Raw genomic sequence first — 26,690 nt, 5'->3', positions numbered from 1 at the left:
TGCTTAGGAGGCTGTCCCAATGGATATTACACAAATAAAACAACAGATGACTAACTTTATTACTGACGGTAAATCAGAAGATTTTCCACAAATGGCGCTCACGCTTTTTAACTTTCAATTTAATCATAATTTAGACTATCAAAAATTTTGTATCGCCCAAGGCAAGACACCTCAAACTGTGCGTCAATGGCAAGATATTCCTGCCGTACCTATAGACGCCTTTAAACAAGCGACCTTTAGTGCGATTCCTCCAGAAGATGCAGCATATGTCTTTATGACAAGCGGTACGACACGCGGAATCAAAGGAAAAAATTATCATCTAGATTTAGATGTTTATGATTTAGCTATGACGAAATTTTTTAAGCAAAAGGTCATGCCTCAGATAGAACGTATTGATATGGGTATCTTATTCCCTAGCCCTAATGATATGCCCCATTCATCTTTAGCGCATTACTTAGAGGTTGTTAAACAACAATTTGGAACCTCACTTAGTGACACATTTATTAATCAACAGGGCATTCAATTTGAGTCAGTGGTGCAATCTTTACGTCATGCCGAAGCACAAGGAACACCTTATGCATTATTAGGCGCAAGTTATAGTTTGGTTCATTTCTTGGATTATTTAGCTGACCACGGCCTTTATTTTAAACTACCTAAAGATAGCTTTATCTTTGATACTGGAGGCTATAAAAATCAATCTCGCGATGTACCTCAATCAGAATTTTATAGCACATTAGAAAAACGATTTGGTGTGCCAAAAGATAAATGTATCAATATGTATGGTGTCACAGAATTAAGTACGCAATTTTATGATGATGGCAATGCGGTGTCACCTTCAATCAAGCACGGACCTCATTGGTGTCGTAGTAGAATTGTTAATCCGCTCACATTAGAACCTGTTCCAAATGGAGAAAAAGGTGTCTTAATTCATTATGACTTAGCTAATTATAATTCTGTTGCTGCAATTATGATGGAAGATATTGGTGAAGCACGAAATGATGGCTTTATCTTACATGGACGCACTGAAGGCGCTTTAGCTAAAGGTTGCTCCCTAGCTGTTGAGTCATTTTTAAACACGATGAAATAAAGGAGGATTAACGTGACCATACAACTTGGCTATGTCCCTTTTCTAAAGGCTGAAGACATTCATTATCAAACAATTCAAGTGGGCAACTATACCGTGAAAGTTCCAGACTTAACACAATCTCAATTAACTAACGTGTGTCATCAAATTAAATCGGCCAGATATCATTTACAAGCATATACGATTAATGACATCATTGACGTAATTGATCACGCCATCCAGATATTATTAGACCGCACATCTAAATGGCGTCAATTAGCTGAAGAAATTTTACCGCAATCAACGGGTTATCCTTTTGACATAATAAAGGTTGGGCTAACGCGTTATTTAATGACTTTCCGGAAGCATCAACTACATCGTTTTATCGCGGAAGACTTACCTAACCCACAAATACTTAATCAGTTTATTCCAAATCATAAAGGGGGTTATACTAAGGCCGTTAGTCCTGCACTCATCACCCATTTATGGTCTGGCAATATACCAGGACTACCATTATGGAGCTTTATTAGTAGCTTATTAGTGAAATCTGGTAGCATTTGTAAATTACCGCATGCTGAACCCTTTTTAGCTAGTTGGTTCGCAGAAATTATTGCGGAAATCGATCCTGTTATTGCTCAATGCTTCGCCGTCATTTATTGGCCTGGTGGCGAGACACAATTAGAAAGTATTGCCATTGAACAATCAGACGTTATTTTAGGTTACGGCAATAATGATGTTCTGTCTGCCATTGCTCAACGAATTCCCGTGACTAAACGTTTCTTAGCTTATGGCGAAAAGGTCAGCTTAGCCTTAATAGGCAATGAAACATTATCTCCTAATAAAGTAGAGCAAGTAACTCGAAATATTGCCCGGGAAATTGCTAACTATGATCAGCAAGGCTGTTATTCACCACAAATGATTTTTATACAACAGGGTGGCAACTATCATCCTCTACAAGTTGCTCAAATGATTGCACATCAGCTACAACAACTTGAGCAACTTTTCCCTGCTCAATCATTCAATTTACAAGATAGTATGACCAGATCACATTGGTTACAACAAGCAGAGACGCAAGCTTTACTTACTGATGATATACATGTTTTTAAAGGTGCTCATGCGTCATGGATTGTCACCTTCCATAAACAATTAACCTTTTTACCAAGTCCATTAAATCGATTTGTTAGAATTATGCCATTTACCAACATTACACAGCTAACACAGCTGCTCACACCTTATCGTTCATATTTACAAACGGTTGGCATTGCAGCTGCGACTGAAAAAATGTTTCAGTGGTCTGAAGCACTGGCTCAAGTAGGTGTCTGTCGTTTTTCAAGTCTTGAAACAATGACTTTACCGGAAGCTGGTTGGCATCATGATGGTGGCTTTAACTTACGCGATTTACTAAGCTTTGTCGATATTGAACAACCATTATTATCCAGCAGTGAACATTTTGTCGATTATGAAATTTAATTTTCAAAGAAGGAGGAATGATGATGACTACGTTACAAGACCAAGTCATACTCATCACTGGTGCAAGTAGAGGTATTGGCAGTGCCATCGCAGAAGCATGTGCTCAATCCGGTGCACACGTTATTATCAACTATAAATCCAATACACAAGCGGCACAAAAAACTGTGTCACGATGTCAAGCACATGGCGGTATTGCTGAAGCGATACAAGCAGATATCAATCAACGTCAACAAGTAGATGAGATGATGCATTATATACAGAATAATTATGGCAAACTCTCATGCGTTGTAAACAATGCCTTTCGTCCATTCGAATTTAATGCTGAAACCCGTCAAGTCGCAGATGAGATGAATTGGCAAGATTACGCGACACAATTTGAGGGCGCACTGCTGTATACGCATAATGTGATACAAGCAGCCTTACCCTATTTAAAGCAACAACAAGCAGCTTCAATTATTAATATGACAACAAATTTAATTAAACGGCCTATCGTCCCTTACCATTCTTATAATGTAGCTAAAAGTGCACTAGAAGCCTACACCAAAAATTTAGCAATAGATTTAGGTAAGTATGGTATTCGCGTAAACTGTGTTGCTCCTGGCCTTGTCTATCCAACAAACAATACACTAGCTACGAAAGAACAGCTTAAACAACAATTGATACAGCAAACACCTTTAGGCCGCTATACCGTCCCAGATGATATTGCTGGACCTGTAATGTTTTTAGCAAGTGATTGGAGCCGTTTTATGACAGGACAAGTTCTATATGTTGATGGTGGACTCACAATATAGAATGACATTATGAGAGAACGAATCTGGAACATCATGCAGTAGTTGACTGGATAGAAAATACATTGATACCAAGCTTGTTTCAATCCTAGTCAACCTTGCCGGGGAGCGGGACAGAATGCATAATAAATTCTGCCCCGCTCCCGTTCGAAATCATATTATATATATCATATTTAACGATGAAAAAGCATATTTTAAAATATGTTCCCTATGATTGTTCTAATAATTCTTCAACTTCATTTTTAATTGTCGTAACGTGAGGACCGTATACAATCTGAGCGCCGTTACCTCTAACAATTACACCTTTGGCATCGGTCTTTAACAGTGTGGATTTATCAAGTAAGTCACCATCTTTAAGTGTTACACGCAACCGCGTTGCACAGCAATCTACGACCTCAATATTTTCTTTACCGCCTAACCCTTGGACAATTGTTTCAGCGCGCTCTGTTGCAGCTACTGTGTGTTGTGCTTCTTTATCTTCTCGACCAGGTGTCTTAAAGTTAAAAACAGTAATCAATGTTCTGAAAATCACATAATATAAGACAAACCACACAATACCAATAGGAATGACCCACAGATAATTTGTCTTATCATTACCTTGTAAAACACCAAATAAAATATAATCGATAAACCCACCACTAAATGTTTGTCCTACCGTGATATTAAAAATATCTGCCATCATAAAGGCCAAGCCATCTAAAAATGCATGAATTAAATACAATACTGGCGCAACAAATAAGAAACTAAATTCTAACGGCTCGGTAATCCCTGTCAAAAATGATGTTAATGCTGCAGACAACATTAATCCACCAACAACCTTTTTATGTTGTGGTTTAGCCGTATGATAAATGGCCAATGCCGCGCCACATAACCCAAACATCATCGTAATAAAACGGCCAGACATATAGCGTGAAATACCTGAGAAATAATGTGTGACATGTGGATCTCCTAGCTGTGCTAAAAAGATATTCTGCGTACCACGTACCATATGGCCTCCAACTTCTAATGAACCTCCAAGACCTGTTTGCCAGAATGGTAAATAAAAAATATGATGCAACCCAAATGGACCAAGTAATCTTAAAATAAAACCAAAGAAGAATGTACCAATAACGCCTGTTTTTTCAACTAAACCGCCCGCATTAAAAATCCCACTTTGCACTGTAGGCCAAATATAAAACAAGATAACGCCAAGAAAAATAGCACTTATCGCTGTGACAATAGGTACAAAACGAGAACCACTAAAGAAACCAAGATAAGCAGGTAACGTAATTTTATTATATTTATTATGCAAATAAGCCGTCAAAATACCTGTAACAATCCCACCAAAAACACCTGTTTCTATCGTTTGAATTCCTAACACCATACTTTGTCCATGCTTTGCAAGCTCCGTTGTCTTAGATAAACCATCAGTTATGACTAGCATCCCATTCATGGTGGCATTCATGATTAAAAAGCCAATCAATGCAGCTAGGCCAGCCGTCCCTTTATCACTACGCGCTAAGCCTATAGCAACACCAATCGCAAAAATAACTGGTAAATTTTGAAAGACAATGTTTCCTGCACTAGACATTAATGTAAAAATATTCTGTAGTATGGCTACATCTAATACTGGATAAGCTTTGACTGTGTTTGGATTACTAAGTGCACCTCCTATGCCAAGTAATAATCCAACAGCAGGTAAAATAGCAATAGGCAACATAAATGATTTCCCAAATTGTTGTGCTTTCTCAAAAACTTTGTTCACTGTTTACACTCCTCCCAATAAGCAAGAACCACATTGTATGTATATGGGTTCGTTTTCACATATACTATAATGTCGCAGAAAATTATTATCAATCTTTTTTAGTATTTTGAAAAAACTTTTCAAAAGAGCCCTTGAACAACTAATTTTATATCAGTCTAAATAAACAACAAATTATTTCATATAATTTATACTTCAATATTTATATATAATAAAACTACTACGCCATACATAAGAAAGGTCGCTAACCATGGAAGAAGTATTGACAAATGATAGCTTTTCAAATTTAACATATACAAAACTTAAACGATTTAATAAAGATTATTGGAAATTTGTCTTAATCATGTTTCCAACTATACCAATATCTGCTATATTGCCTTATTTAGGAAATATATATTTAAAAAATAATAAAGATAATATATTTGTCCATGGAACCATATTTCCAGATAATTGGACGATTATAGCTGGTTTAATCTTTGCTTTACTATTTTTTTATCTCATTGTGCTTTCACCGCTACTCTCATTTAAAAATGACGTGCAAACTGAAATTGACATCGTAAATAGCGTACTTATAAACAATCAGGGTGAGCTTCACTCATTTATTCACTTAATTAGGTGTGATCATTTTGAAACTGAGTATTACGAACATTTAATTACATTTATCTCAAGAGAATATACACGCGTAACTAAGCAAGATTTATCTCATGAGCAGCAAACACGCTATGACGAAGTACAGCCACATTTATCATTAGATGAAGCGCATCGCTATGTACGAGAATTGTATTTAACATTGGAAAAACGTTATAACAACATTAACCTACCAGAATAGTCATGCCTTGTATTGTCAAATAGCATTTATGATTTAATTGGTTTAAGATCACCTTTTTGATGGAATAGAGAGAGTGAAAATTAATTAATCATGAGGTGATGGAATGTTTAAGTTAACAAATCAAATTGCACTCGTTACTGGCGGTGCTAATGGTATTGGCAAAGGCATTGCAGCAGCATTAGCCCAAGCAGGTGCTAAAGTGATTATTGGGGATATTGATGACACACGTGGTAAAGAAACGGCACGTGAATTGAACGGAGACTTCATTGAGTTAGATGTCACACAGCATGACCAAGTTAAAGACGTCGTTGATCAAATTGTTGCTAAATATGAACGCATTGATATTCTGGCATCAAACACAGGTGTATACCCACAAATTGATATCGAATCATTGACTGAAGCAGATTGGGATTATATTCAAAATATTAATCTAAAAGGTATGTTTTTTGTAACACAAGCTGTGTTAAAAGTAATGAAAGCACAGCGTTATGGTCGTGTCATCATTACTTCTTCTGTTACTGGGCCAATTACTGGCTACCCTGGTTGGGCGCACTATGGTGCCTCTAAAGCAGGTCAATTAGGCTTTATGCGCAGTGCGGCACTAGAGTATGCGAAATATGGTATAACTGTAAACGCTGTACAACCAGGAAATGTATTAACTGACGGATTAAAAGCTCAAGGTGAAGCTTATTTAGAAGGCACACGTAAAATTATTCCTACACATGAATTAGGCGAACCTTTAGATATTGGTTATGCGGTAACATTCTTTGCGTCACAAGAAGCAAAATTTATTACTGGCCAAAGCCTAGTTATCGATGGTGGTCAATTGTTACCCGAAGAACCTGATGGTGTACTATGAAAATAGCACTGCTTTAATAAAACGGGGATGGTGTTACCCCGTTTTTTTATTTTTAAAAATTGATAAAACATCATAATTGTAACAAGATATAACGATTGTTAACATTGCGTCTATAACTGATTATAAAAGGAGATTTTATGATGAATATCCGAGCGTTTGAGCACTATATGAGCATTGATTCTGAACGCTATTCAGAACCATCGCTAGAAGCATTAAATGATTATGCAACACGCTTTATGTATACGGTGCCTTTTGAAAATATCAACGTTCAAAATGGCATACCTATCTCTGTCGACATCAATGATTTATACCATAAAATTGTCGACAACCATCGCGGAGGTTTTTGTTATGAATTAAACACGTTATTCCAGGCATATTTAAAAGCTAAAGGTTTTGATGCACAGATGATGTCAGCTACCGTTCACACAGCAAACGGGGGACATCGGTTAGAAGGCTCACACGTGTCACTCGTCGTTCCATTACAAGGGACATATTATGTGACCGATGTAGGATTTGGTGATTTACCACTTCATGCGATGCCTATTACTTTAGAACAAGATAGTCAACCTGTACAAGATATATCTGGAACATTTCGTGCCATATTTGAAAATGAAAATAAAACAAGATTTTTTGTCCAAAAATGGGAAAGTGATACTTGGAAAACGAAATACGATGCAATATTAAAAGCATCTTCAATTGATGCATTTAAAGATAAAATTAACTATAATGAGACGCATCCCGATTCTATCTTTGTTCAAAACTTACTCATCACACAGCCTAAATCATATGGTCGTGTAACAATGTCCCAACAACATCTTACGGTGACTAAACTAAACAGAAAAGTACAATACGACGTCACACCTCAAAATTATCGTCAGCTGTTACAAGATTATTTTAATCTTAATGTGACGATTGATCGGCTAGAACTATCATAATAGAAATTTCAATTGGGTAACATATGTTATGCTGATTTTATACACAAGTTACCTCATTCGTTTAGCACCGAAAAACTGGCTAAACCAGTTTTTCTAACAAAGTAAGCTACCCACTAAGCAAAAGCGTCAACTATACGAAGTATTGAATATAAAAAGGGAGCGGGACAGAATTCATAATGAATTCGTAGTCCCGCCCCGGCAAGGTTGACTAGTATTGAAAAAAGCTTGGTATTAGCGTATTTTCAATCCAGTCAACTACTGCCAATATAGAACTCAGAGCCTAAAATATAATTATGGCCCAAACTCTATTATTTTAAAATCAGACATTTGTCCTGAATTATATTGATGATTTTTTATAAAAAGAGACAATCTTTCAAATTATCAACGCGATGATTGTTAGTACACCAACAACAAGCGCTATGATTACAGCTTTAACATACTGCTTATCAAACACTTCAGATATAATCCATAATAACATGCTAACAAATACAAAGTACATATTATACTGAGTATTAATGATATGATGGTTTACCGATATTCCAGCTATAAAATTGATGATATCACACAAAACCACAGCACTGATGATGATAACCGCTAATATCAATAATAAACTACTAATGATCGATCTACGTCGCTCACTCAAAATAACACTCCTTTTATGATGTTATTATTTCTTTTATAAATATAATTTCACTTTGTTACTCAATTAATCAGCGAAAATAATAATGATTGCTAACACAATCATTATTATACTTAACACCACAGCTTGAGTCTGACGCTGTATAATATTAATACTAACTTCAGCAAGCATGCCAATGATAAACAATACATATGCAAAATGATAAAATGGACGACCACCTACAATAAAATGGGCAATGATACTGATTAATAATGTTAAGACAGCTAACCCGACAAAGACAATCATAATGATATGCAGTACAGTTAATAATTTGGGATGTTGTTCTTTATTAAAAATAATATCACCTTTCCTAAGAATGTTTTTAACATCGCTACAATGATTGACCATTATTACATGATTTAATTGTTACTGTTCTGTTTTTACACCAGCACGCTGTCTAAGCTCAATTTCTATTTCTTCTAAGCTACGGCCTCTTGTTTCTGGCAAGAACTTAATAACAAAGATTAAGGCTACAACGCCAATTGCCGCAAAGATTAAGAATACCCATTCAACATCTAATGCTGCATTAATCATTGGGAACAATTGTGCCACGATAAGCGTACCAATATTCAATACTAAGGTTGCAATCCCTGTTGCAGCACCACGTGCACGCGTTGGGAATAATTCTGGTAACATTACCCATAACACTGGTCCCCAAGACGCACCGAAGAATACAATAAAGAGTGATAAGCAAACAATAATAATCCATGCAGATGATTGAATGCCTAACGTCCAAATCAAGATTGCCATAATTACTAAAGAAGCCACCATACCGATATTACCGACAACCAATAATTTTTTACGATCTATTTTATCGACAATAAATAATGCCAGAACTGTTACAAGCACATTTACTACACCAATGCCTACAGAACCTAAGATTGACGCTGATTCTCCAAAGCCAGCTTTTGTTAAAATAGGTGATGCATAGAAGATAACAGCATTGATGCCAATAAACTGTTGTAAGATAGCAAACGTACAACCTATGATTAACGTCGGTCTTAACCATTTAGATTTTAATACCGACCAACTACTCTCCGTCTTTTCAGCAAGTTCTTTCATTTCTTTAATCTCACGGTCGATTTCTTCATCACTATATGTAATTTGCATTACGTGACGCGCTGCTTTTTCTGTTTTATTTTCTAATAGCCATCTTGGGCTTTCCGGCATAAAAGCAATACCTATTAATAAAATAATAGATGGTACCACTGCAAGTCCAAGCATCCAGCGCCATGCGCCCATATCTGCAAAGCCATAGCTTACTAAATAAGCTGCCAAAATGCCGATTGTAATCATCAGTTGGTTCAATGAGCCCAATGAACCACGTAGTTCTGTTGGTGCTAATTCAGATAAATACACTGGCACTGTTGCCATTGACCCCCCTACAGCTAGGCCTATGACAATTCGTCCAAGAACTAATATCGTAACATTAGGCGCAATTGCTAAAATAAATGCACCTAATGCGAAGATAATCGCAATAAATAGTACTAAACGACGTCGTCCAATCTTATCTGATAGCGGCCCGCTACTACCTGCACCAATAACGGCACCAAACAGCATAGATGACACAACTAAACCACTTTGAAAGCTTGTTAACGGAATATCTTTAGGGATATAGGTTAAAGCACCTGAAATAATCCCATTATCGTAACCATAAAGTAAACCGCCTAGCGCACCTATAATAAAAATTAAATATTTTTTAATATTCATGTAATTATCCACCTTTTTTAAAACTTATGTATATTATAAGCTCTGACTCCATATGATTCAATTTACTTCACTCATCACTAATATCGACTTTCACTATTTTTACAGCGAACTCTATTCATTGAGATAGACGTTTAAAATGAGCCTCCATTTTTCCTATAGCTTCTTGTGCTCCTATTCGTGTAGTCGCAAACTTAAACGTGCCATTTAATGTTACGAGTGTTAACGAAATATCTGGCGCAAATAACGTTGTATCCCCAAAGTATCGTCGTAATCTTACTTTATCAACATGTTTGTAATACCCTGTATATTGTTGGTTACCAATGATGAATTCGTAACGTTCATGTCCATATTGGTACAATGTAACTTCTTTTTCAAAGATTTTATTGTGTAAACCTTTAAATAAACTATATGAAACAACAAGCGCAATACCCCCACTAGCCACAAAGCTATATTGCCCAGTTATTATCGCTGAAAGAAACCCAAAAATGACAATAAAGACGACTAAACCACATATAAACAAAATAACGCCAACTATAAATGGGAAAATGATATTTGACGTATATTTTAATATTTCATTATCAATAATTGTTACTTTAGCATGTGTATTATCTTGATGTATTGCATGGTTAAATTCCATGTATTCACTACCTTTACATATTTTGTAAACGCTACAATCTATTTAATATCCTACAAATAAAGCGATAGACATTGCTATGGCACATATTAACACCCAAATCACAATCAACTTCCAAGCAAATTTAATCCATTGTCCATAAGAGATACGCCCTACTGCTAATGCCCCCATCAAAATAGCAGATGTTGGAAAAAGCACATTGCTAATCGCATCACCATATTGGAAAGCTAATACCGTCAATTGGCGGTTGATATGTAATAAGTCAGAGATAGGGACCATCAGTGGCATCGTTGTTAATGCCTGGCCTGAACCTGATGGTATAAAGAAATTAAGCATAAATTGTAATATAAACATAGCAATAATAACGAACGACGCGGGTACATCAGCTAATAGTGATGTCATGCCATGAACAATCGTATCGATAATCTTGCCATTTTCTAAAATAACGACGATACCTTTAGCAAAGCCTACAACTAACGCGCCAAACAGAATACTTTGCATGCCTTCAATTAAAGCATCAAATGTCCCATTTAGTCCTAAGCCAGAAATAAGACCAGCTAATATACCTGCGAGTAAAAAGTTGGCACTCATTTCACCAAACGTCCATTCAAACTTAAAAATTCCGACAACATTCAAAATAATTGCTCCAAGCATAAGTGCCAAACTTATCACTTGTCTCGGCGTAAAATGCTGGTATTGAATATCTTCGTTCATTGTCCCCTCTTGCTGTTCTAACTCATAAACAAGACTTTTCGTATGATCTCGTTTAACTTTACGTGCATATAACATCACTGTTGTAATGGCTGCAATTAAGATAAAAATGTAAATAATCGAACGTAAGCCCCAACCAGAGAACATTGGTAATTCAGCGACTGTTTGTGCCACACCGACCGTAAAAGGATTAAGCATGCCACCAATAAAACCACTAGCAGCACCCAAGATGACCATTGCAGCACCTGTCATAGCATCATAACCCAAAGTTCTAGCGATTAAAATGCCTAAAGGAACAAAAATAATGGTTTCTTCTGCTAAGCCAATTGAAAACCCTAAAATTGAAAAGATTGTCATCGTTAAAGGAATCATCAATATTTTTGCATTCCCTAATGCACGCATCGCTTTGTTCACACCATTTTCAAACGAACCCGTTTTATGTACAATCCCAAATGCGCCACCTACGAGAAAAATATAAAATACAATTTCTGCCCCGCTTACTAAGCCCTCCGGTATAGCTCTAAATATATCTAGAAATGACGTTGCCGCATGCGGTACATGATGATATGTACCATCTACAACTAACGTCTGCCCACCTTTTTTGTGACGTTCATACTCTCCTGAAGGTATGATAAATGTCATAATCCAAGCAATGGTAATAATGATCATTAATAATGCATATGTATGTGGCGTTTTAAACTTTAATTTCCGTTTCGGTCGTTTATTGTGCCCGCGTGCCATAACGTTTGTCTTCCTTCCTCAACCAGGTTTATTTTATATGTTGTTTTCATATTTTATCATATACCCTTATTTTAGCCGGTTAACATACCCTTTATTAATTCTAAATTTTATCTTGTTCATTAAAACAAATGATTGCTCCAATTCAAATATACGATGCAATTTAGTAAGTGTATAAATTTTTCATATATACAATGAGATTAAACACACTATATTAAAGTACATCTAGGACATAAAGTTCTTGGACAAATTAAAAAGGCAATTCCCATTGAAATAATTATAGAAACTGCCTTATTTTTAAACATTTAAAGTTGAAATTACATGTTAATACGTAGTATTTATGGCGAGACTCCTGAGGGAGCAGTGCCAGTCGAAGACAGGGGCCCCAACAAAGAGAAATGCGAAAAGCATTTCGTCAAGCAAAGCAAGTTGGGGTGGGGCCCCAACAAAGAGAAATGCGAAAAGCATTTAGCCAAGCAAGGCAAGTTGGGGTGGGCCCCAACAGATAGGCTTTCGAAAAGAAAGCCATCGGACAAAGCAAGTTGGGGTGACTGAGACAGCACCCTAGGAAAGCGAAGCCATTCAATACGAAGTATTGTGAAAATAGAGAACAGCAGCAAGATATTTTCTAATTGAAAATGATCTTACTGCTGTTTTTCTGATATTTATGTCCCATACTGTAACATTTTACACCTTATTATTATTTACTATTTAGACCTACTACAAATATAACTGCTACCATCACAATAAATCAGTTACTTAATTAGATAGCAAAATAATCCATATTGAAATTAACAGTTTAATAGAAACTATACATACTACGATAAACTACGCCATACAACACATTTTGATTTGTAGTTTTTATGTTTAAGTTTACATAAATGGGTTAAGTCAATAGTGACAATGTTTTTAAATTAATCGCATTTCGATACATTTTAGTGTACAAAGTTTAGAACATGTGATACATTATTTATATCAAATATATAAAATATATTAAGATAAAATTAGGAGGTATTTATTTATGACTCAATTTAATTTCGATAAAGTACACAGCAGTATTGAATTTCAAATCAAACATTTAATGGTATCAAAAGTAAAAGGAACATTTAATGACATCGATGTAACCGTTGAAGGTGACATTAATAATCTTAGCTCATTAAAAGCAACTGCTATAATTGACCCTAAATCTATAGATACAAAAAATGAAGATAGAGATAACCACTTAAGATCAGGTGATTTCTTCGCAACGGATGAATATGACAAAATCACTTTTGTAACTAAAGAAGTGAAAGACGATAAAGTTGTCGGTGATTTAACAATTAAAGGCGAAACACACGAAGAAACATTCGATTTAGAATTTAATGGCGTAAGTAAAAATCCTATGAACGGTGAACAAGTTACTGGCTTTGTGGTTTCTGGTAAAATTGATAGAGAAAAATATGGCGTTAGCTTTAACCAAGCTTTAGAAACTGGTGGCGTTATGTTAGGTAAAGAAGTGAAATTCGAAGCGTCAGCAGAGTTTAGTATTCAAGAGTAATTCAGTCATAAACATTTTATAAACTGAGATAACATCTCAATAGTATGTTTAGTTTGGTATATGCGTATATCCCAATAATAGATGGACTTGTTTTTAATAATTAATAAAAATTTTAACACTAAATAAAGCTATCGCTTGTGACACACTTCTCACAAACGATAGCTTTGACTTTTATCTATATATCGAAGTTACACATTTTTCTTTTTAAAAACAAAAACTAATAATACTAAGAAAATAACGATATAAACAATATTACCAATAAACAATTCATGTAATTCTAAGTGACTCATTTCCTTAAAATCATTATCTACAATTTGTTGAGGTAACATAATCATATTTAGCGGATTCCATTTAAACCATTCCCATTTGCCATTAAAATATGTTAATAATGCTGCGACAAATGACATTACAAAATAAAAAAAGATGCCTATAGTAATCGAAAGTGTCGGACCTTTCATCGCACATGAAATCAGTAAAGTTAAACTTAGCACAAGCCACATGGTTACAAAATCAGCTACTGCTAAAAGTAACATTTCATTTAACAGTGGTGGCTGACTACCGTGTGGAGCCAATAAATCAATATCATTAAAGCTAATAGCATATAGGAGTAACGTCACAGCAATGACCCCAATAAAGCAGATAAGTGAATATATTACTAATGTAATAACCTTACTAATAACAATGCTCGTACGTGAATAATTACGGTACAATACATTTTTAATTGTTTCATAATGAAATTCCATTGAAATAATCGTACTTGCTTGTACAATCATTAAAATGACCACCCAATAAAATCCTGAAAAACCACCTTGAATAAGGCCTTCGCTAGACATGATATCACTATTTTGGGAAATGAAAAGCAATGTAATCATTATTGCAATAATAACGATTGGCCAAATCCACGTCGATTTCTTTTTACTTAATTTGAAACATTCTTGTTTAATTAAAGAACCCATATTATGCGTCGCCCTCCTTATCAATAATGTCTAAGAGCACCGTTTCAAAATTTTCAGCATCATGTTGCTCAATTTCTTCCCGCGTTGTTTCTTTAACGATTTTACCTTCATCAATAATTAAAATAGCATCTGTTATCTTTACTAATTCGCTTAGCATATGACTGGAAATTAAGAACGTAATACCTTGCTGTGCTTTATCTAAAATAAGATTACGCACATCTCTAACTGCTCTAGGATCTAAACCATTCATAGGTTCATCCAATATAATCAGCTTTGGGTCATTTAAAAAAGCAATTGCGATGCCGAGCTTTTGTTTCATACCTAGTGAATATGTTTTGGCCTTATTATGTATATAATCTTTCATTTTCAGTTTAGTGACAATATCATCAATATCTGAATTATCCTTCGATTCATTTAACAATTTTAAATTATCGTATCCAGACATAAATGGGTAGACTCCAGGGCTTTCAATTAAAGCACCTATACTACTTCTTTTACTGCCACTATCAACAACTTTATAGTGTCCTTTTTGGTAATTGGAATATCCAAGTATAACTTTCATTAATGACGTTTTACCTGCGCCGTTCGCACCAACAAGGCCTACAATTTCACCTTTTTCCAAGTTAAAAGAAACATCTTGGAGAATCGTTTTCGAATTTATTTTCTTCGATATGTTATCTACTGTTAAAACGCTCACTCTGTCATCTCCTCCATTGAATAATAAGTAACACTTTAAGCCAATTCTCATATCATCATTTGCCACGTCTAAATAAAAAGTGATACAGTACGACCATAACATATAATATGTATTAAATTAATAATTAATTGTATATTTAAGGTTAATTTAAGAAAAATTATTTAAACCAAATACAACTATGTCATTTTACAATTTTTGTAATCGTTTGCAATTTTTGTAACTATTTTGTAATATGAAGGTGTAATAACTGCTATATCAAATTTAAGGAGTGAACGAACATGAATAAAATGACAAAGTTAGTATTATCTAGTACCCTTGTTTTCGGTTCTGTCCTCGGCGTAAATGCGATTAGTACGAATGCTCAACATGTATCCCATGCAGCAATAACTCCATATTATACTTATCATGGATATGCAGGTTATAACCCTAGTTTCTTGTTAACTCATGAGTTCAAAAATGGTATAAAATATAAAAATATTACCTTTAACGGCAAAAAAATTGTACCAACAAAAGGAACTAAAACTGTAAAGCTTTATGATCAAACCTTTTCTGGAGTTACTAAATCAGGTAAAAGTGCTTCAACCGTCTCATTTGATGTAACAGGTAAACTCACAACAGCACAACTCAAAAATGCTTACGGTAAAGCTTTAAAAAAGGTCGGTCCACCGAAACCTAGTAAAAAAGTAAAAGCAGTCTATGATTATCGACCATCTCTGGAGACACCACGTGTCTTATTTACCGTAAACCATAACAACAGAGTTACACATGTCGATATTACTTATGGTAGCATTGGTTATTAACCATCACCTCAATATATGTTTTATAATCAATAACTACTGACAAATGACGCGCGCTTACCCTCTTTGAGAATAAGCGCGCGTTCAATTTTTTATTGTTAGTGACCATGCACAGTACGCGCACACAACCCGAAGTCTGACTTAATATTTTGTTAACCGTATATTATACGTATACTAAACCATTTCTGCTGTGTGCTTTTTTATTCATCTTTAAGGTGTTTTACATTTTTAAATCCTTGTCGATAGGAAGCCAATTCTTCCATAATCGCATACCAATCCGTACCAACTTTTTTTATTGTCTGCTGTATTAACTCATCTTGTGCTTTGTTTAAAGTGGCAATCAAGGCTTCACCTTCTTCAGTTGTATAAAGTTGTTTCACACGCCGGTCGTGTTTAGAAGGTTGTTCAAAAATTAATTGTTTATCTTTTAACTTTTTCAGTGTCGCATGTGAACCTTGCTTAGAAATTTCTAATGTCTGCAATAATTCTTTTATGGTAATACCGGGCAATTTATTAATAAAGAAAAGAAATCTATGATGTTGCCGACTCATACCATATTGTTCGATAATTTCATTTGCAGTTAATGTGAAGGTTTTATAGGCAAAATAAAATAACATGTGTTCATAATCATTTTTGTTCATCATTTTTACGTCACTTTCTATAAAGTAGAATAACGTCATTATAGTAAACTTTTGGTCTCACGTCATTAAAGTTCGAAATATTTTCGATAGGTCAATTATGTTGACCTATCAATAAAAAAGTATTATCATTCAAAGTGTAGAAAAAAGAGATAAAGGTGGAATGAATTATGAAACAACGTGTAGGACAATATTTAATGGACGCAATTTATCAAGCTGGTGCAGATAGAGTATTTGGTGTTCCAGGTGACTTTAATCTGGCATTTTTAGATGACATTGTTGCTCATGAACATTTGCAATGGGTTGGCAATACAAATGAACTCAATGCGAGTTATGCTGCAGATGGTTATGCCCGCCTCAAAGGTGTAAGCGCTTTAGTAACTACTTTTGGCGTTGGTGAACTTAGTGCTGTTAATGGCATTGCCGGTTCTTATGCGGAGCGTGTGCCTGTCATTGCCATTACGGGTGCGCCAACACGTGCCGTAGAACAAGCAAAAAAATATGTCCACCATTCATTAGGTGAAGGTACTTTTGATGATTATCAAAAAATGTTTTCACATATTACAACTGCACAAGGTTACATTACACCAGAGAACGCGACAACTGAAATACCAAGATTAATTAATGCTTCCCTTCAAGAGCGTCGACCTGTTCACATCCATTTACCAATTGATGTAGCTATGACAGAAATTGAAGTTACAGAACCATTTAAACTTCAAAATCCAAAACAACATGATGTTTCAGAATACATTAAACTCATTCAACAAAAACTACAATCCGCTTCAAACCCTGTCATTATTGCAGGTCATGAAATCAATAGTTTCCATCTTCATGATGCGCTTGAACAACTCGTGAATCAGACCAACATTCCTGTCGCTCAATTATCTTTAGGTAAAGGCGCTTTTAATGAAGAAAACCCTCATTACCTTGGTATTTTTGACGGTAAATTTGCTGAAGATAATGTACGTGACTATGTAAATAACAGTGATGCGATATTAAATATAGGTGCTAAACTTACGGATTCAGCAACAGGCGGTTTCTCTTACGACTTTGACATTGAAGATGTCGTCATGATTAATCATCACAATTTCAAACTAGGAGATACTCAAAATAACGAGGTCTCATTGCCTGATATGTTACATGGGCTATTAGAGATGGATTACCATAACAAAGGTACGTATTCATCATATGTAAGACCTAAAGCACATTCTTACACATTATCAGATGAGCCACTTACACAAGAAACATACTTTAATATGATTCAAGACTTCTTACAGCCTGATGATGTTTTACTTGCAGAGCAAGGCACATCTTTCTTTGGTGCTTACGACTTAGCATTATATAAAAATGTTGACTTTATCGGCCAACCGCTTTGGGGTTCTATTGGTTATACTTTGCCCGCTACAATAGGTAGTCAAATGGCTGATACAACGCGTAGAAATATCTTACTTATTGGTGATGGTTCTCTACAATTAACGGTTCAAGGTTTATCAACGATGATTCGTAACCAGTTAAAACCAATCATTTTTGTAATCAACAATGATGGTTATACTGTAGAACGTCTTATTCATGGCATGAAAGCACCTTATAATGATATCCATATGTGGGACTACAAAGCCTTACCAGCAGTGTTTGGTGGCGATAATGTAGCCATACATGATGTACACACTTCAAATGATTTAAAACGAACATTTGATGAGATAAATGCAGAAAGTGATGTCATGCATTATGTGGAAGTTACAATGGCAGCTGAGGATGCGCCTGAAAAACTTGCGAACATTGCAGAAGCTTTCGCCTCACAAAATAAATAAGCTAAATATAAAAAAGTTTGAGCCATAATTATGTTTTAGGCTATAAACGATATATATTGGTAGTAGTTGTCTGGATTGAAAATAAGCCTTATCCCAAGCTTTTTCAATCCAGTCAACCTTGCCGGGGCGGGACTATGAATTCATAGTCCCGCCCCCTTTTTCACGTGAAACAGTGAATAACTTTATTTATTATGTTAAAGAGAGATGCTGTGCTTCAAATTGTTGAATCACATAAGGGTCATGAGAAATAATCAGCAATTGTATATCCGTAAGTGATTGCAACATTTGTAAAATTAAGTCTTCATTAACAACATCTAAATTCGTTGTCGCTTCATCTAAAATCAATAGTTTAGGTTGAATGATTAACGCTTTGGCAATCCATACGCGCTGAAATTGACCACCACTCAATGTGGATACACGCTGTTGTAGCAATTGTGAAGATAATTGACATTGCGATAAAACGTTATCAACACGTGAAGCATGTAACGTCTTTGGTATACCAAACCGTTTTAACGGCTCGGTTAATACCGCTTCAACGGTTTGTCGTGGATCCATACTTGTACGCTGATATTGTGGCACATATTGAATATCACGCATCCATTGTTTCGTTTTGTAATCATGCATTAACCTTCCATCTAATCTTAAAGAACCGGTATATTGTTTATCTAATCCTGCAATTATATGTGCTAATGTCGATTTCCCACATCCGCTTGGTCCACTGATAATAAGATTCCCTTGTGCTAAATCAAAAGAAATATCTTCCAATATTATGCGCCCTTGTATCGTTTTATTAATATGATCAACCTGTAGCATAAGCTTCCCTCCGCTCTGCTGTACGAATCAGTGTTTGTGTATAGTGTCGCTCAGGATGATGCATCACCTGTTGCGCCTGCCCACTTTCAATAATTTGACCATGTTGCATAATACTGACATGCGTAGCGTAATCTTTTACTAAGCTCAAGTCATGTGTCACAAAAATAACCGTCATCTTTCTTTCTGAAATAATATGCATTAACTGCTGCATAAACTTAGTACGATTTTGCACATCCAAGGCACTTGTCGGCTCATCTAAAATCAAACATTGTGGATTACGAATTAATGACAGTATAAATGCCACGCGTTGAGCCATACCGCCACTTAGTTCGAACGGATAGTATTGTAAAAGTTGTTCAGGTTGTTCTAAACCTAAACGTGTCATCATTGTTTTTACCTCTTTATATTGTTCTGCTCGTGATAGTGTTGATTTTTTTGCATCATATAACATTGCAATATGCTGCTTGATTGTAATATTTTGAAACAAATTACTATTAGCATCTTGAAACATGGCATCGGCATGTAGTAAATCAATGTCCACATTACCTTGATATGTCAACTGATCATCAGTCATGTGTAAAATACTGCGAACCAATAGCGATTTACCACTACCACTTTCACCAACAATACAATGAAAACTGTACCGTTCTACCTCAAGCGATAACGATGAAATCAAGGTTTTATCTTTATGATAGATACTCAATGACTTAACTTGTATTATTCGATCTACTTGATGATTTTGTTGTTGATGATTTGAAATAATAAGGCATAACCTCCTAACAAAATACCAGGGAAGAAGAATAACCATGGTGCAATCGTTAAATAACTTTTACCGTCAAATAAAATAGTGCCAAGTTCGGGAATAGGCGGTTTAACACCTAAACCTAAAAAAGCTAATCCTGAAATACTCAGCATTATTTTTCCAAAATCTGCCGTTACTAACGCCATAATTTTACTTAATAAGTGTGGTAACATATGCGCATACAGCGTTTGAACGTTAGAATTACCACTTAAAACTGCGTATTGAATAAATGGTTCTTTTTGAATATCACGTGTAAGATTACGAAAATAACGTAAATAGCGCCCTAGCCAGCCTATAACTAATGCACATAATAACCCAATCATTGAATCACTAACTAGCCCTAAAATAACGAGCGCAATAATGAATGAGGGTATTGCTAATAATAAGTCAGCTACGAACATACATAGTTTGTCTAACCAACGTCCCATTAGGCCTGCCATCATGCCAAAAATCAAACCTATACTGACACTTAAAACCACTACGACGACAGTTAAACCTAAAGTAACACCACTTCCTATAATCATACGTGTAAACATATCTCTGCCTAGCTGATCGGTTCCCAATAAATGTTGCAAAGATGGCGGCGCTAAGTGTTCACTAGGTTTACTATTCCACCCAATAACAGCAATATACAGTGCTCCTATGAGACTGACACCTATGATCCTCCATTGCCAATTAACATGTAAATATTTCATCGTGCACCTCTCACTTTTGATTTATTAGCACGCAATCGCTGAATTCGAGGATCACTTTTTAATATCAATATATCTCCCAAATAATTAAGCAACATAATGACGACAATAATCAACATAATAATGCCTTGAATAAGTGGATAATCTCGTTGATTAATTGCTGTAATTAGCAGTTTTCCTAATCCCGACATACTAAAGATCACTTCTAAGATTACAGCTCTACTAAACAAATGAATAATACTATTGACGACAATCGTCATCAATGGCGCGAAGATAACTTTAAATTGGCAATAAATACGTGCCTTCCAAGTTGCTTGTCGTAACTTTATTAATTGGTAGGTATCATCCTGTCTAGTCTGCGCAATAAGATGCGCTGTCATCAATAAGAGATGACTTCCTTCTACTATAATCATGATGCCAACAGGCAATAGGTAATTTTGCCAAGATGCACTACCTACAAAAGGAAGTAACTGCCATTTGACACCCATATAATAAATAGCGACAATGGCTATCCAATATTCTGGCATCGATGTTATCACCTGGGAAATATAGCGTAAGCTTTGTGCTATACGAGCATGTGGCAGCATACCAACGCAGTAGCCTAATCCTACGCCTAAAGGTAACATGAGTACTGTAGCCCAACTCATTAATATCCATGTAGGTTTAAGTGCATTAGCAATGAGATTCATAACAGGTTCTTGCGTACTAAAGCTATACCCCAAGTCCCCAATTAATGCATGACCTAACCAATCCAAATAGCGCAACAAAATATGGCGTCCTAACCCCAAATGATGTTGTGCCATATCAATTTGTTGTTGTGTCATTTGAGTATAGCCATGGCGTTGTAAATATAAAATGGCTGGGTTACCTGCCGTTTGTTCTACTAAAATAAAAATGATAAGCGAACTTACAATAAGATAGCCAAATAATTTATATGTACGCTGCCACATTATTGATTAACTTCCAGCTTTTTATAGTCTACAGGTGCATCCGTTAAACCTGAAAATTTAAAGGACTTTATTTTGTCACTTGTTACGAATGTTTCGTTTGGATACGCGATAGGCACACCATAATATTGTTGATTAAAGTGCTTAAAGATATGATTAAAAGCCTTTTTTTGTGATTGCTTATCTATTTCTTTAGGAAATGCTTCTAACTGTTGCGTTAAGACTTTATCATTAGCTAAAACGCCTGGTTTATCGCCATTATTTTTAAACACTGAGTTCATGAAGTTATATGGCATTAATGCATCCGAATACGTGCGATAAAAAATCAAATCATAATCTTTCTTTGTCCATAAAGTATCGTAATACGATTGGGCATCTAAGTGCTTAATATTTACTTTAACTCCAACCGCTTTAAGATTGGCTTGAACTTGTTCAGCTTTATCTTTCCAATTCGGAAATTCTGCAGTTTGAATCACTAGATTAAATGTTAATACTTGACCATCTTTTTCATACATGCCTTGCTTGTTGCGATGATAGCCTGCCTGTTCAAATGCGTGTTGTGCCGCTTTTTTATCAAAACGATGTTGCTGTTGATTTTGCGCCGTTACATATTGTACATCTCGTTGAAATAGGCCTTTTAATGGTTGAGATGATAGCGCTTTTGTCTGAATACTTTCACTAATAGCTCGTCTTAAATCTTTATGTTGCAATTGTTTATTTTCTGGATTAAAAGCCATAAAATGGCTGACTGTACTAGGATTTTCTGATACCGATAACTTTTGGGTAGATTTTGCCTGCTTAATTTGTGCATCAGTCAACATACCCAAGGCACCACCAGTAATATCAACTGCCCCACTTTGAATAGCGGATTGACGAGCATCACCATCTTCAATTGTTTGAAAGACTAAATCATAATTTAGTGGTTTATTGCCTTTAAAATAAGGATTAGGTTTTAACGTTGTTTTTTCTTTGCCAGCGTCGCCTATTTTAAACGCACCCGTACCAATCGCTTCTTTAAATTGACCTGTTACCTTGCCGTCTTTTACCGCGTGTGGGCTCATAATTCGTAATGGCCTTACTTGTGTCAATTCATTCAACACTTGGTTGGATGGTGTCTTGAGGTTGATTTCAACTGTATGTTTATTTTTAACGACGACACTTTTTAATTGTTTGAGTGTTTCAACTGTCGTCTCTTTATTCATTGCTTTGGCACGTTCAATTGAGAATTTTACCGCTTGTGCATCAAAATCACTACCATCAGAGAATTTAACGCCTTTTTTCAAATGGAAACAATAAGTTTTTCCCCCATCTTTAACCTCCCATTTTTGTGCTAATCCAGGTTTAAATGTTTTCTTTTTATCATACTGCACAAGGGCATCATACACAGCACTATAAACTGGCATTGCAGCATCATAGCCTTGTGCATCCAGCTTCGCAGCTTTTGCTTCAGTTGGCAATGACAACGTGACTTGTTTATGATTGTGCTGTGATTGCGAACAACCAGATGTTAATATTAATGCCCCAGTTACTAAAGCACATAATTGTCGTTTCATCATAATGACTATCCTTCTTTCACTGTTGCTTTAATCACGTAAGATTCTTGGAAAAGTGTACGCAAATAGTCACTCGGCGATAAATAAAAATCACTATAATGGGTTAAATCTATTTCGTCTGGCACCATTTCCCTCTTTACGCTAACTTGAAAGCCTTCCTGAACAAAACTGTCCACAATGTGTTTGAGCGAATGATTTTGCGAAGGCGTTGCGCCATATGTATTAATGACTTGTGCCATATAATCACAACTTGGATTATCGGTTAAATCTGCAAACGTAGCATAGTAAACACCTTGAGGCTTTAATACGCGTTTTAACTCTTTTGCGTGTTGGGGAATATCATCGATAAGATACAATACAGACGTACTAATCGCTGTATCAAACTGTAGGCCAATATCACTTGGCATATCGGTTAAGACATACGATAATGGTAAATCTCCTTTTAGCAATTCTGCTTTCTGCAAAGATTTTCGAGCTAAGTCAATACCTACACCTTGCTTGAATGGAACCTTTTGATATAGTTGTCGTAAAAAGCCACCTTGATTACACCCAAAATCCAAAATCGTTTTTCCAATAATATCTTCTTTAGCGATGACATCAATTGTTCTATCCCAAGCATCATGATGATCACGTGCCATCGTGTCATCATCTTCTTGTCCTTTATGCCACCACTGTTCATAACTGTTTTTCATATTCTTCTCCTTAATATTTATTAATCGTAATTATTACGTTTTGTATTGTACTACAGTTTTCAATGAATAACAATGTCAAAATGGACTGACTAAATACAATTTATGTTGTCTGAATTTAATTAACATTTGTTCAAATGATGGGCAAGGCCTTTCTTAAATTATTAAAAATTATTTTAGATATATAAATGATACTAGAGTTAAATTGAATAGTCATTTATATAAATTAAGATTTTCTTTGTATACGAAATTTAATAAAAGTGTTACCTTTTAAAAACATCAATGGTATACTATTTTCGAAAACACATAAATAATACTACTTTAATACGATTTATTGTTTTCAGTCTTACATCATTCTATATAAGTTGGGGAGGATATATGAAGAGATTATTCAGTTTATTGCTCATTTCATCATTAGTACTTACAGCATGTGGATCAAAATCGCATTCAGAATCAAATAGTTCTGAGAAAAAATCGTCTGAAAGCAAGTCGGCTACTGACAAATCAGAATCAGTTGATTCTTGTTTAGAAAAAGCCAAAAACAAACCTACAGCTAAATTCAAAGATAATAAATTTACATCAAATAAATTTGATATTGAAATTAAGGAAACAAAGGTTGTTAAGCCAGATAAATATGCAGATAGTAAAAATCCTAATTTAGCCATTGTCTATAAGGTCAAAAATAAATCTAGCGAAAAAATTACGGCTAGTACGGCTTTTATTGAAGCATTTGACGTCTATAATGACACGAAAAACGTTCAAAAACGTTTAGAGACCGGTTTTGCTGAAGACTCAGACTTGTACAAAAAGTACGGCGAGGATATGCGCAATAACATTAACAAAGATGGTGAAGTAACAGGTGTGAGATTCTTTGAAATTAAAGATGACAAAAAACCTATTACGATTGAAGCCAAAAATCCTGATGGTTATACTACCAAGGAAATAGGCAAAAAAATCATTAAATTAGAACATTAATATAAGCTATTTAGGAGGCGCACAATGTCAAAAAAACTTAAAATTATTATTTCAGCAGTAGTGATATTGCTTATCGTTGCAGGTATTGGATTTGGTGCATATAAAATTTTTTCAAACACACCAAAAAATACATACTTACTGAGCGAACAAAAAACAGCAAAAAAATTCCAAAATTATTTTAATGACCGTTTTGATAATGAAGTTAAATTCCAAGAAAAGATGAAGGATAATTCTTATTTATCAAACATGTCATTGAGTGCAGATGCTTCTAAAGAACTCATTGAAAGTATGGGATTGCCTAAATCAGTCATTGATGCAACAAAAATTACAGCTTCTATTGGTCATGACGATAAAAATACTAAATCATTAATCAAAGTAAATCCTACAATTGCAGATAAAGAAGTGGGTAATTTCCAATGGGCTGCAGATAAGAATTTCCAATACTTTACAGCGCCATTATTTAAAGGTGACTACAAAGTTAAAAATTCTGAGTTAGTGAAACAATATGCAGAAATATCTGGAGAAGATGAAGAGCAGCTTAAATCATCAGGAGTGACAAATCAAAGTTTAAATCTAAATACACTTTTAGGTTCGACACAAACACAACAAAAAGATTTGGATACAATTATTAAACGCTATACAGATATTGTCTTTGATCATTTAAAAGATGATAACTTTAAAAAAGAAGGCAAAGAAGAAGTTAAAGTCGACGGTGAGACAGAAAAAGCAAACAAAGTCACATTAAAATTAGACCGTGCTGATACTAAAAAACTTACTTTAGCCATCCTTAAAAAAGCTAAAGATGATAAAGAACTACAATCACTTGTAAAAAATCAAATGTCTAAAGATGAATACAAAAAACAAATTGAAGATGCACTCAAAAAAGCCGAAGATGCAAAAGAAAAAGAATTTATTGAATTCACATCCACAATTTACGAAAAACATCATGAAATCTTAAAACGTGACATTACATTAACAGATAAAGATAACAAAAAAGTAAAAATCGTTGGTAACAATAGCATCACTGATGACAAACTTGCGTTAGATTATAAATTCACTACTGACGATGGTTCATTCTCATTAAAAGGTAAATCTACTGGTAAAGACGACAACTATAAAGATAAATACGATGCTACATTCGATAACAACTACAATAAATCTACATTGACATTTGAAAACAAAGAAAAACAAGACGGTACAAAACGTCATGATAAAGGTACAATCACATTTGACAATGCTGGAACTAAACAAGACTTTACTTTTGACAACAGCTTAGATACAGATGTGAAAAATAACCAACAAAAACAAAAATTAACAGTTGGTATCAAACTTCAAGACGAGCCAATTAACTTTATTTTAAACAGTGATACGAAGTTAAAAGCAGACATCAGCTTTGATACGGATAAAGCCAAAGATATTGGTGAACTTTCATCTAAAGAACTTGACAAATTAGATAAAGAAATAAGCAAAAATGGCGAAAAACTATTAGAATCTATCATTAAAAAAGTAACTGATGATTAAACGTTTACGACCTACGCGTTAACTGTGATGAGCTGAAAAGCAAAGATGGTAGCGGGACAGAATTTATTATGAATTCGTAGTCCCGCCCTGGCAAGGTTGACTAGG

Annotated in this window: 26 protein-coding genes; 11 read left to right on the top strand and 15 right to left on the bottom strand. The window is 35.0% G+C overall.

What is annotated here, in order from left to right:
* Nucleotides 1-19 precede the first annotated feature (19 nt).
* From HMPREF2864_RS07810 to HMPREF2864_RS07800, 3 genes are read left to right on the top strand one after another with little or no spacing between them, the layout of a single operon-like run.
* Nucleotides 20-1,087: a LuxE/PaaK family acyltransferase gene (locus HMPREF2864_RS07810; protein ID WP_002460757.1), complete on the top strand. Its 1,068-nt coding sequence runs from the start codon at nucleotides 20-22 to the stop codon at nucleotides 1,085-1,087.
* Nucleotides 1,088-1,099: 12 nt separating this feature from the next.
* Nucleotides 1,100-2,533, top strand: a complete 1,434-nt coding sequence (locus HMPREF2864_RS07805; protein ID WP_070545315.1) for an acyl-CoA reductase — start codon at nucleotides 1,100-1,102, stop codon at nucleotides 2,531-2,533.
* Nucleotides 2,534-2,553: 20 nt separating this feature from the next.
* Nucleotides 2,554-3,324: an SDR family oxidoreductase gene (locus HMPREF2864_RS07800; protein ID WP_002460759.1), complete on the top strand. Its 771-nt coding sequence runs from the start codon at nucleotides 2,554-2,556 to the stop codon at nucleotides 3,322-3,324.
* A gap of 205 nt (nucleotides 3,325-3,529) precedes the next feature.
* On the opposite strand, the gene HMPREF2864_RS07795 is transcribed toward HMPREF2864_RS07800, so the two are convergent.
* Nucleotides 3,530-5,065, bottom strand: a complete 1,536-nt coding sequence (locus tag HMPREF2864_RS07795) for a PTS transporter subunit EIIC (RefSeq protein WP_070545317.1) — start codon at nucleotides 5,063-5,065, stop codon at nucleotides 3,530-3,532.
* Nucleotides 5,066-5,312: 247 nt separating this feature from the next.
* Here HMPREF2864_RS07795 and HMPREF2864_RS07790 point away from each other — a divergent pair, with 247 nt between their 5' ends.
* The 3 genes from HMPREF2864_RS07790 (at nucleotide 5,313) to HMPREF2864_RS07780 (ending at nucleotide 7,685) form a co-directional block, all read left to right on the top strand.
* Nucleotides 5,313-5,891 (top strand): hypothetical protein, encoded by a 579-nt coding sequence (locus HMPREF2864_RS07790; protein ID WP_002460762.1) that lies wholly within the window; start codon nucleotides 5,313-5,315, stop codon nucleotides 5,889-5,891.
* Between the two features lie 103 nt (nucleotides 5,892-5,994).
* Nucleotides 5,995-6,750, top strand: a complete 756-nt coding sequence (locus tag HMPREF2864_RS07785; protein WP_002460763.1) for an SDR family oxidoreductase — start codon at nucleotides 5,995-5,997, stop codon at nucleotides 6,748-6,750.
* Between the two features lie 140 nt (nucleotides 6,751-6,890).
* Entirely contained in the window at nucleotides 6,891-7,685 is a 795-nt protein-coding gene (locus HMPREF2864_RS07780) for an arylamine N-acetyltransferase (RefSeq protein ID WP_237449023.1), read from the top strand.
* Nucleotides 7,686-8,058: 373 nt separating this feature from the next.
* Here the strand turns inward: HMPREF2864_RS07780 and HMPREF2864_RS07775 are convergent, their stop codons facing one another.
* The 5 genes from HMPREF2864_RS07775 to HMPREF2864_RS07755 all read right to left on the bottom strand — a co-directional run bounded on the left by HMPREF2864_RS07775 (nucleotide 8,059) and on the right by HMPREF2864_RS07755 (nucleotide 12,160).
* Nucleotides 8,059-8,328, bottom strand: a complete 270-nt coding sequence (locus HMPREF2864_RS07775; protein ID WP_002479052.1) for a hypothetical protein — start codon at nucleotides 8,326-8,328, stop codon at nucleotides 8,059-8,061.
* Between the two features lie 63 nt (nucleotides 8,329-8,391).
* Nucleotides 8,392-8,712 carry a hypothetical protein gene (locus HMPREF2864_RS07770; RefSeq protein WP_002460766.1) on the bottom strand — a complete coding sequence of 107 codons (321 nt, stop codon included), beginning with the start codon at nucleotides 8,710-8,712 and terminating at the stop codon, nucleotides 8,392-8,394.
* A gap of 18 nt (nucleotides 8,713-8,730) precedes the next feature.
* Nucleotides 8,731-10,074, bottom strand: a complete 1,344-nt coding sequence (locus HMPREF2864_RS07765) for a glucose transporter GlcP (protein WP_002460768.1) — start codon at nucleotides 10,072-10,074, stop codon at nucleotides 8,731-8,733.
* A 115-nt stretch (nucleotides 10,075-10,189) separates the two neighbouring features.
* Nucleotides 10,190-10,711 carry a hypothetical protein gene (locus HMPREF2864_RS07760; RefSeq protein WP_002460769.1) on the bottom strand — a complete coding sequence of 174 codons (522 nt, stop codon included), beginning with the start codon at nucleotides 10,709-10,711 and terminating at the stop codon, nucleotides 10,190-10,192.
* Nucleotides 10,712-10,753: 42 nt separating this feature from the next.
* The gene (locus HMPREF2864_RS07755; protein ID WP_002460770.1) at nucleotides 10,754-12,160 is read right to left on the bottom strand and encodes a YfcC family protein; all 1,407 of its coding nucleotides are present in this window, start codon (nucleotides 12,158-12,160) and stop codon (nucleotides 10,754-10,756) included.
* Nucleotides 12,161-13,178: 1,018 nt separating this feature from the next.
* Between HMPREF2864_RS07755 and HMPREF2864_RS07745 the strand changes: the two genes are divergently transcribed.
* On the top strand, nucleotides 13,179-13,694 hold the full coding sequence (locus HMPREF2864_RS07745) for a YceI family protein (protein WP_002460772.1): 516 nt from the start codon (nucleotides 13,179-13,181) through the stop codon (nucleotides 13,692-13,694).
* Between the two features lie 188 nt (nucleotides 13,695-13,882).
* Here HMPREF2864_RS07745 and HMPREF2864_RS07740 read toward each other — a convergent pair whose 3' ends face one another.
* Nucleotides 13,883-14,650 carry an ABC transporter permease gene (locus tag HMPREF2864_RS07740; RefSeq protein ID WP_002460774.1) on the bottom strand — a complete coding sequence of 256 codons (768 nt, stop codon included), beginning with the start codon at nucleotides 14,648-14,650 and terminating at the stop codon, nucleotides 13,883-13,885.
* A gap of 1 nt (nucleotide 14,651) precedes the next feature.
* The gene (locus HMPREF2864_RS07735) at nucleotides 14,652-15,347 is read right to left on the bottom strand and encodes an ABC transporter ATP-binding protein (RefSeq protein ID WP_002479058.1); all 696 of its coding nucleotides are present in this window, start codon (nucleotides 15,345-15,347) and stop codon (nucleotides 14,652-14,654) included.
* Between the two features lie 278 nt (nucleotides 15,348-15,625).
* Between HMPREF2864_RS07735 and HMPREF2864_RS07730 the strand changes: the two genes are divergently transcribed.
* Entirely contained in the window at nucleotides 15,626-16,147 is a 522-nt protein-coding gene (locus HMPREF2864_RS07730) for an immunodominant staphylococcal antigen IsaB family protein (protein ID WP_002460777.1), read from the top strand.
* Nucleotides 16,148-16,344: 197 nt separating this feature from the next.
* Here HMPREF2864_RS07730 and HMPREF2864_RS07725 read toward each other — a convergent pair whose 3' ends face one another.
* Nucleotides 16,345-16,788 (bottom strand): MarR family winged helix-turn-helix transcriptional regulator, encoded by a 444-nt coding sequence (locus HMPREF2864_RS07725; protein WP_002492441.1) that lies wholly within the window; start codon nucleotides 16,786-16,788, stop codon nucleotides 16,345-16,347.
* A 164-nt stretch (nucleotides 16,789-16,952) separates the two neighbouring features.
* Here HMPREF2864_RS07725 and HMPREF2864_RS07720 point away from each other — a divergent pair, with 164 nt between their 5' ends.
* The gene (locus HMPREF2864_RS07720; protein ID WP_002460779.1) at nucleotides 16,953-18,593 is read left to right on the top strand and encodes an alpha-keto acid decarboxylase family protein; all 1,641 of its coding nucleotides are present in this window, start codon (nucleotides 16,953-16,955) and stop codon (nucleotides 18,591-18,593) included.
* Between the two features lie 189 nt (nucleotides 18,594-18,782).
* Here HMPREF2864_RS07720 and HMPREF2864_RS07715 read toward each other — a convergent pair whose 3' ends face one another.
* The 6 genes from HMPREF2864_RS07715 to HMPREF2864_RS07690 are packed head-to-tail and all read right to left on the bottom strand — an operon-like array spanning nucleotide 18,783 to nucleotide 24,092.
* The gene (locus tag HMPREF2864_RS07715) at nucleotides 18,783-19,406 is read right to left on the bottom strand and encodes an ABC transporter ATP-binding protein (protein WP_002460781.1); all 624 of its coding nucleotides are present in this window, start codon (nucleotides 19,404-19,406) and stop codon (nucleotides 18,783-18,785) included.
* Nucleotides 19,393-20,109 carry an ATP-binding cassette domain-containing protein gene (locus HMPREF2864_RS07710; RefSeq protein WP_080555274.1) on the bottom strand — a complete coding sequence of 239 codons (717 nt, stop codon included), beginning with the start codon at nucleotides 20,107-20,109 and terminating at the stop codon, nucleotides 19,393-19,395. Before HMPREF2864_RS07710 ends, HMPREF2864_RS07715 begins: the two co-directional genes overlap by 14 nt.
* Before the next feature lie 23 nt (nucleotides 20,110-20,132).
* Nucleotides 20,133-20,903 (bottom strand): ABC transporter permease, encoded by a 771-nt coding sequence (locus tag HMPREF2864_RS07705; RefSeq protein WP_002460784.1) that lies wholly within the window; start codon nucleotides 20,901-20,903, stop codon nucleotides 20,133-20,135.
* The gene (locus tag HMPREF2864_RS07700) at nucleotides 20,900-21,850 is read right to left on the bottom strand and encodes an ABC transporter permease (RefSeq protein ID WP_002479061.1); all 951 of its coding nucleotides are present in this window, start codon (nucleotides 21,848-21,850) and stop codon (nucleotides 20,900-20,902) included. The genes HMPREF2864_RS07705 and HMPREF2864_RS07700 overlap by 4 nt, the downstream gene beginning before the upstream one ends.
* Nucleotides 21,850-23,403: an ABC transporter substrate-binding protein gene (locus HMPREF2864_RS07695; RefSeq protein WP_070545322.1), complete on the bottom strand. Its 1,554-nt coding sequence runs from the start codon at nucleotides 23,401-23,403 to the stop codon at nucleotides 21,850-21,852. The genes HMPREF2864_RS07700 and HMPREF2864_RS07695 overlap by 1 nt, the downstream gene beginning before the upstream one ends.
* 5 nt (nucleotides 23,404-23,408) lie before the next feature.
* A complete protein-coding gene (locus tag HMPREF2864_RS07690; protein ID WP_070545324.1) occupies nucleotides 23,409-24,092 on the bottom strand; it encodes a class I SAM-dependent methyltransferase in 684 nt (227 codons plus the stop codon).
* A 375-nt stretch (nucleotides 24,093-24,467) separates the two neighbouring features.
* On the opposite strand from HMPREF2864_RS07690, the gene HMPREF2864_RS07685 reads away from it, so the two are divergent.
* Nucleotides 24,468-25,064, top strand: a complete 597-nt coding sequence (locus tag HMPREF2864_RS07685) for a DUF5067 domain-containing protein (protein ID WP_002460789.1) — start codon at nucleotides 24,468-24,470, stop codon at nucleotides 25,062-25,064.
* Nucleotides 25,065-25,088: 24 nt separating this feature from the next.
* A complete protein-coding gene (locus tag HMPREF2864_RS07680) occupies nucleotides 25,089-26,585 on the top strand; it encodes a DUF6583 family protein (protein WP_002460790.1) in 1,497 nt (498 codons plus the stop codon).
* The last annotated feature ends 105 nt before the right edge of the window (nucleotides 26,586-26,690 follow it).

This window comes from Staphylococcus sp. HMSC059F04, assembly GCF_001812565.1.
Classification (GTDB): Bacteria; Bacillota; Bacilli; order Staphylococcales; family Staphylococcaceae; genus Staphylococcus; species Staphylococcus lugdunensis.
Note: the sequence above shows the minus strand (reverse complement) of the source record. Positions and strands in the feature narration are given on the sequence as shown.

Excerpts from the sequence above, each read along its gene's own strand:
- HMPREF2864_RS07765 (WP_002460768.1), bottom strand. The coding sequence starts at position 10,074 with ATGAATATTAAAAAATATTTAATTTTTATTATAGGTGCGCTAGGCGGT.
- HMPREF2864_RS07790 (WP_002460762.1), top strand. The coding sequence starts at position 5,313 with ATGGAAGAAGTATTGACAAATGATAGCTTTTCAAATTTAACATATACA.
- HMPREF2864_RS07705 (WP_002460784.1), bottom strand. The coding sequence starts at position 20,903 with ATGAAATATTTACATGTTAATTGGCAATGGAGGATCATAGGTGTCAGT.
- HMPREF2864_RS07780 (WP_237449023.1), top strand. The coding sequence starts at position 6,891 with ATGAATATCCGAGCGTTTGAGCACTATATGAGCATTGATTCTGAACGC.
- HMPREF2864_RS07720 (WP_002460779.1), top strand. The coding sequence starts at position 16,953 with ATGAAACAACGTGTAGGACAATATTTAATGGACGCAATTTATCAAGCT.
- HMPREF2864_RS07725 (WP_002492441.1), bottom strand. The coding sequence starts at position 16,788 with ATGATGAACAAAAATGATTATGAACACATGTTATTTTATTTTGCCTAT.
- HMPREF2864_RS07680 (WP_002460790.1), top strand. The coding sequence starts at position 25,089 with ATGTCAAAAAAACTTAAAATTATTATTTCAGCAGTAGTGATATTGCTT.
- HMPREF2864_RS07745 (WP_002460772.1), top strand. The coding sequence starts at position 13,179 with ATGACTCAATTTAATTTCGATAAAGTACACAGCAGTATTGAATTTCAA.
- HMPREF2864_RS07695 (WP_070545322.1), bottom strand. The coding sequence starts at position 23,403 with ATGATGAAACGACAATTATGTGCTTTAGTAACTGGGGCATTAATATTA.
- HMPREF2864_RS07785 (WP_002460763.1), top strand. The coding sequence starts at position 5,995 with ATGTTTAAGTTAACAAATCAAATTGCACTCGTTACTGGCGGTGCTAAT.
- HMPREF2864_RS07800 (WP_002460759.1), top strand. The coding sequence starts at position 2,554 with ATGATGACTACGTTACAAGACCAAGTCATACTCATCACTGGTGCAAGT.
- HMPREF2864_RS07730 (WP_002460777.1), top strand. The coding sequence starts at position 15,626 with ATGAATAAAATGACAAAGTTAGTATTATCTAGTACCCTTGTTTTCGGT.
- HMPREF2864_RS07740 (WP_002460774.1), bottom strand. The coding sequence starts at position 14,650 with ATGGGTTCTTTAATTAAACAAGAATGTTTCAAATTAAGTAAAAAGAAA.
- HMPREF2864_RS07690 (WP_070545324.1), bottom strand. The coding sequence starts at position 24,092 with ATGAAAAACAGTTATGAACAGTGGTGGCATAAAGGACAAGAAGATGAT.
- HMPREF2864_RS07810 (WP_002460757.1), top strand. The coding sequence starts at position 20 with ATGGATATTACACAAATAAAACAACAGATGACTAACTTTATTACTGAC.
- HMPREF2864_RS07700 (WP_002479061.1), bottom strand. The coding sequence starts at position 21,850 with ATGTGGCAGCGTACATATAAATTATTTGGCTATCTTATTGTAAGTTCG.
- HMPREF2864_RS07685 (WP_002460789.1), top strand. The coding sequence starts at position 24,468 with ATGAAGAGATTATTCAGTTTATTGCTCATTTCATCATTAGTACTTACA.
- HMPREF2864_RS07770 (WP_002460766.1), bottom strand. The coding sequence starts at position 8,712 with ATGGTCAATCATTGTAGCGATGTTAAAAACATTCTTAGGAAAGGTGAT.
- HMPREF2864_RS07715 (WP_002460781.1), bottom strand. The coding sequence starts at position 19,406 with ATGCTACAGGTTGATCATATTAATAAAACGATACAAGGGCGCATAATA.
- HMPREF2864_RS07760 (WP_002460769.1), bottom strand. The coding sequence starts at position 10,711 with ATGGAATTTAACCATGCAATACATCAAGATAATACACATGCTAAAGTA.
- HMPREF2864_RS07755 (WP_002460770.1), bottom strand. The coding sequence starts at position 12,160 with ATGGCACGCGGGCACAATAAACGACCGAAACGGAAATTAAAGTTTAAA.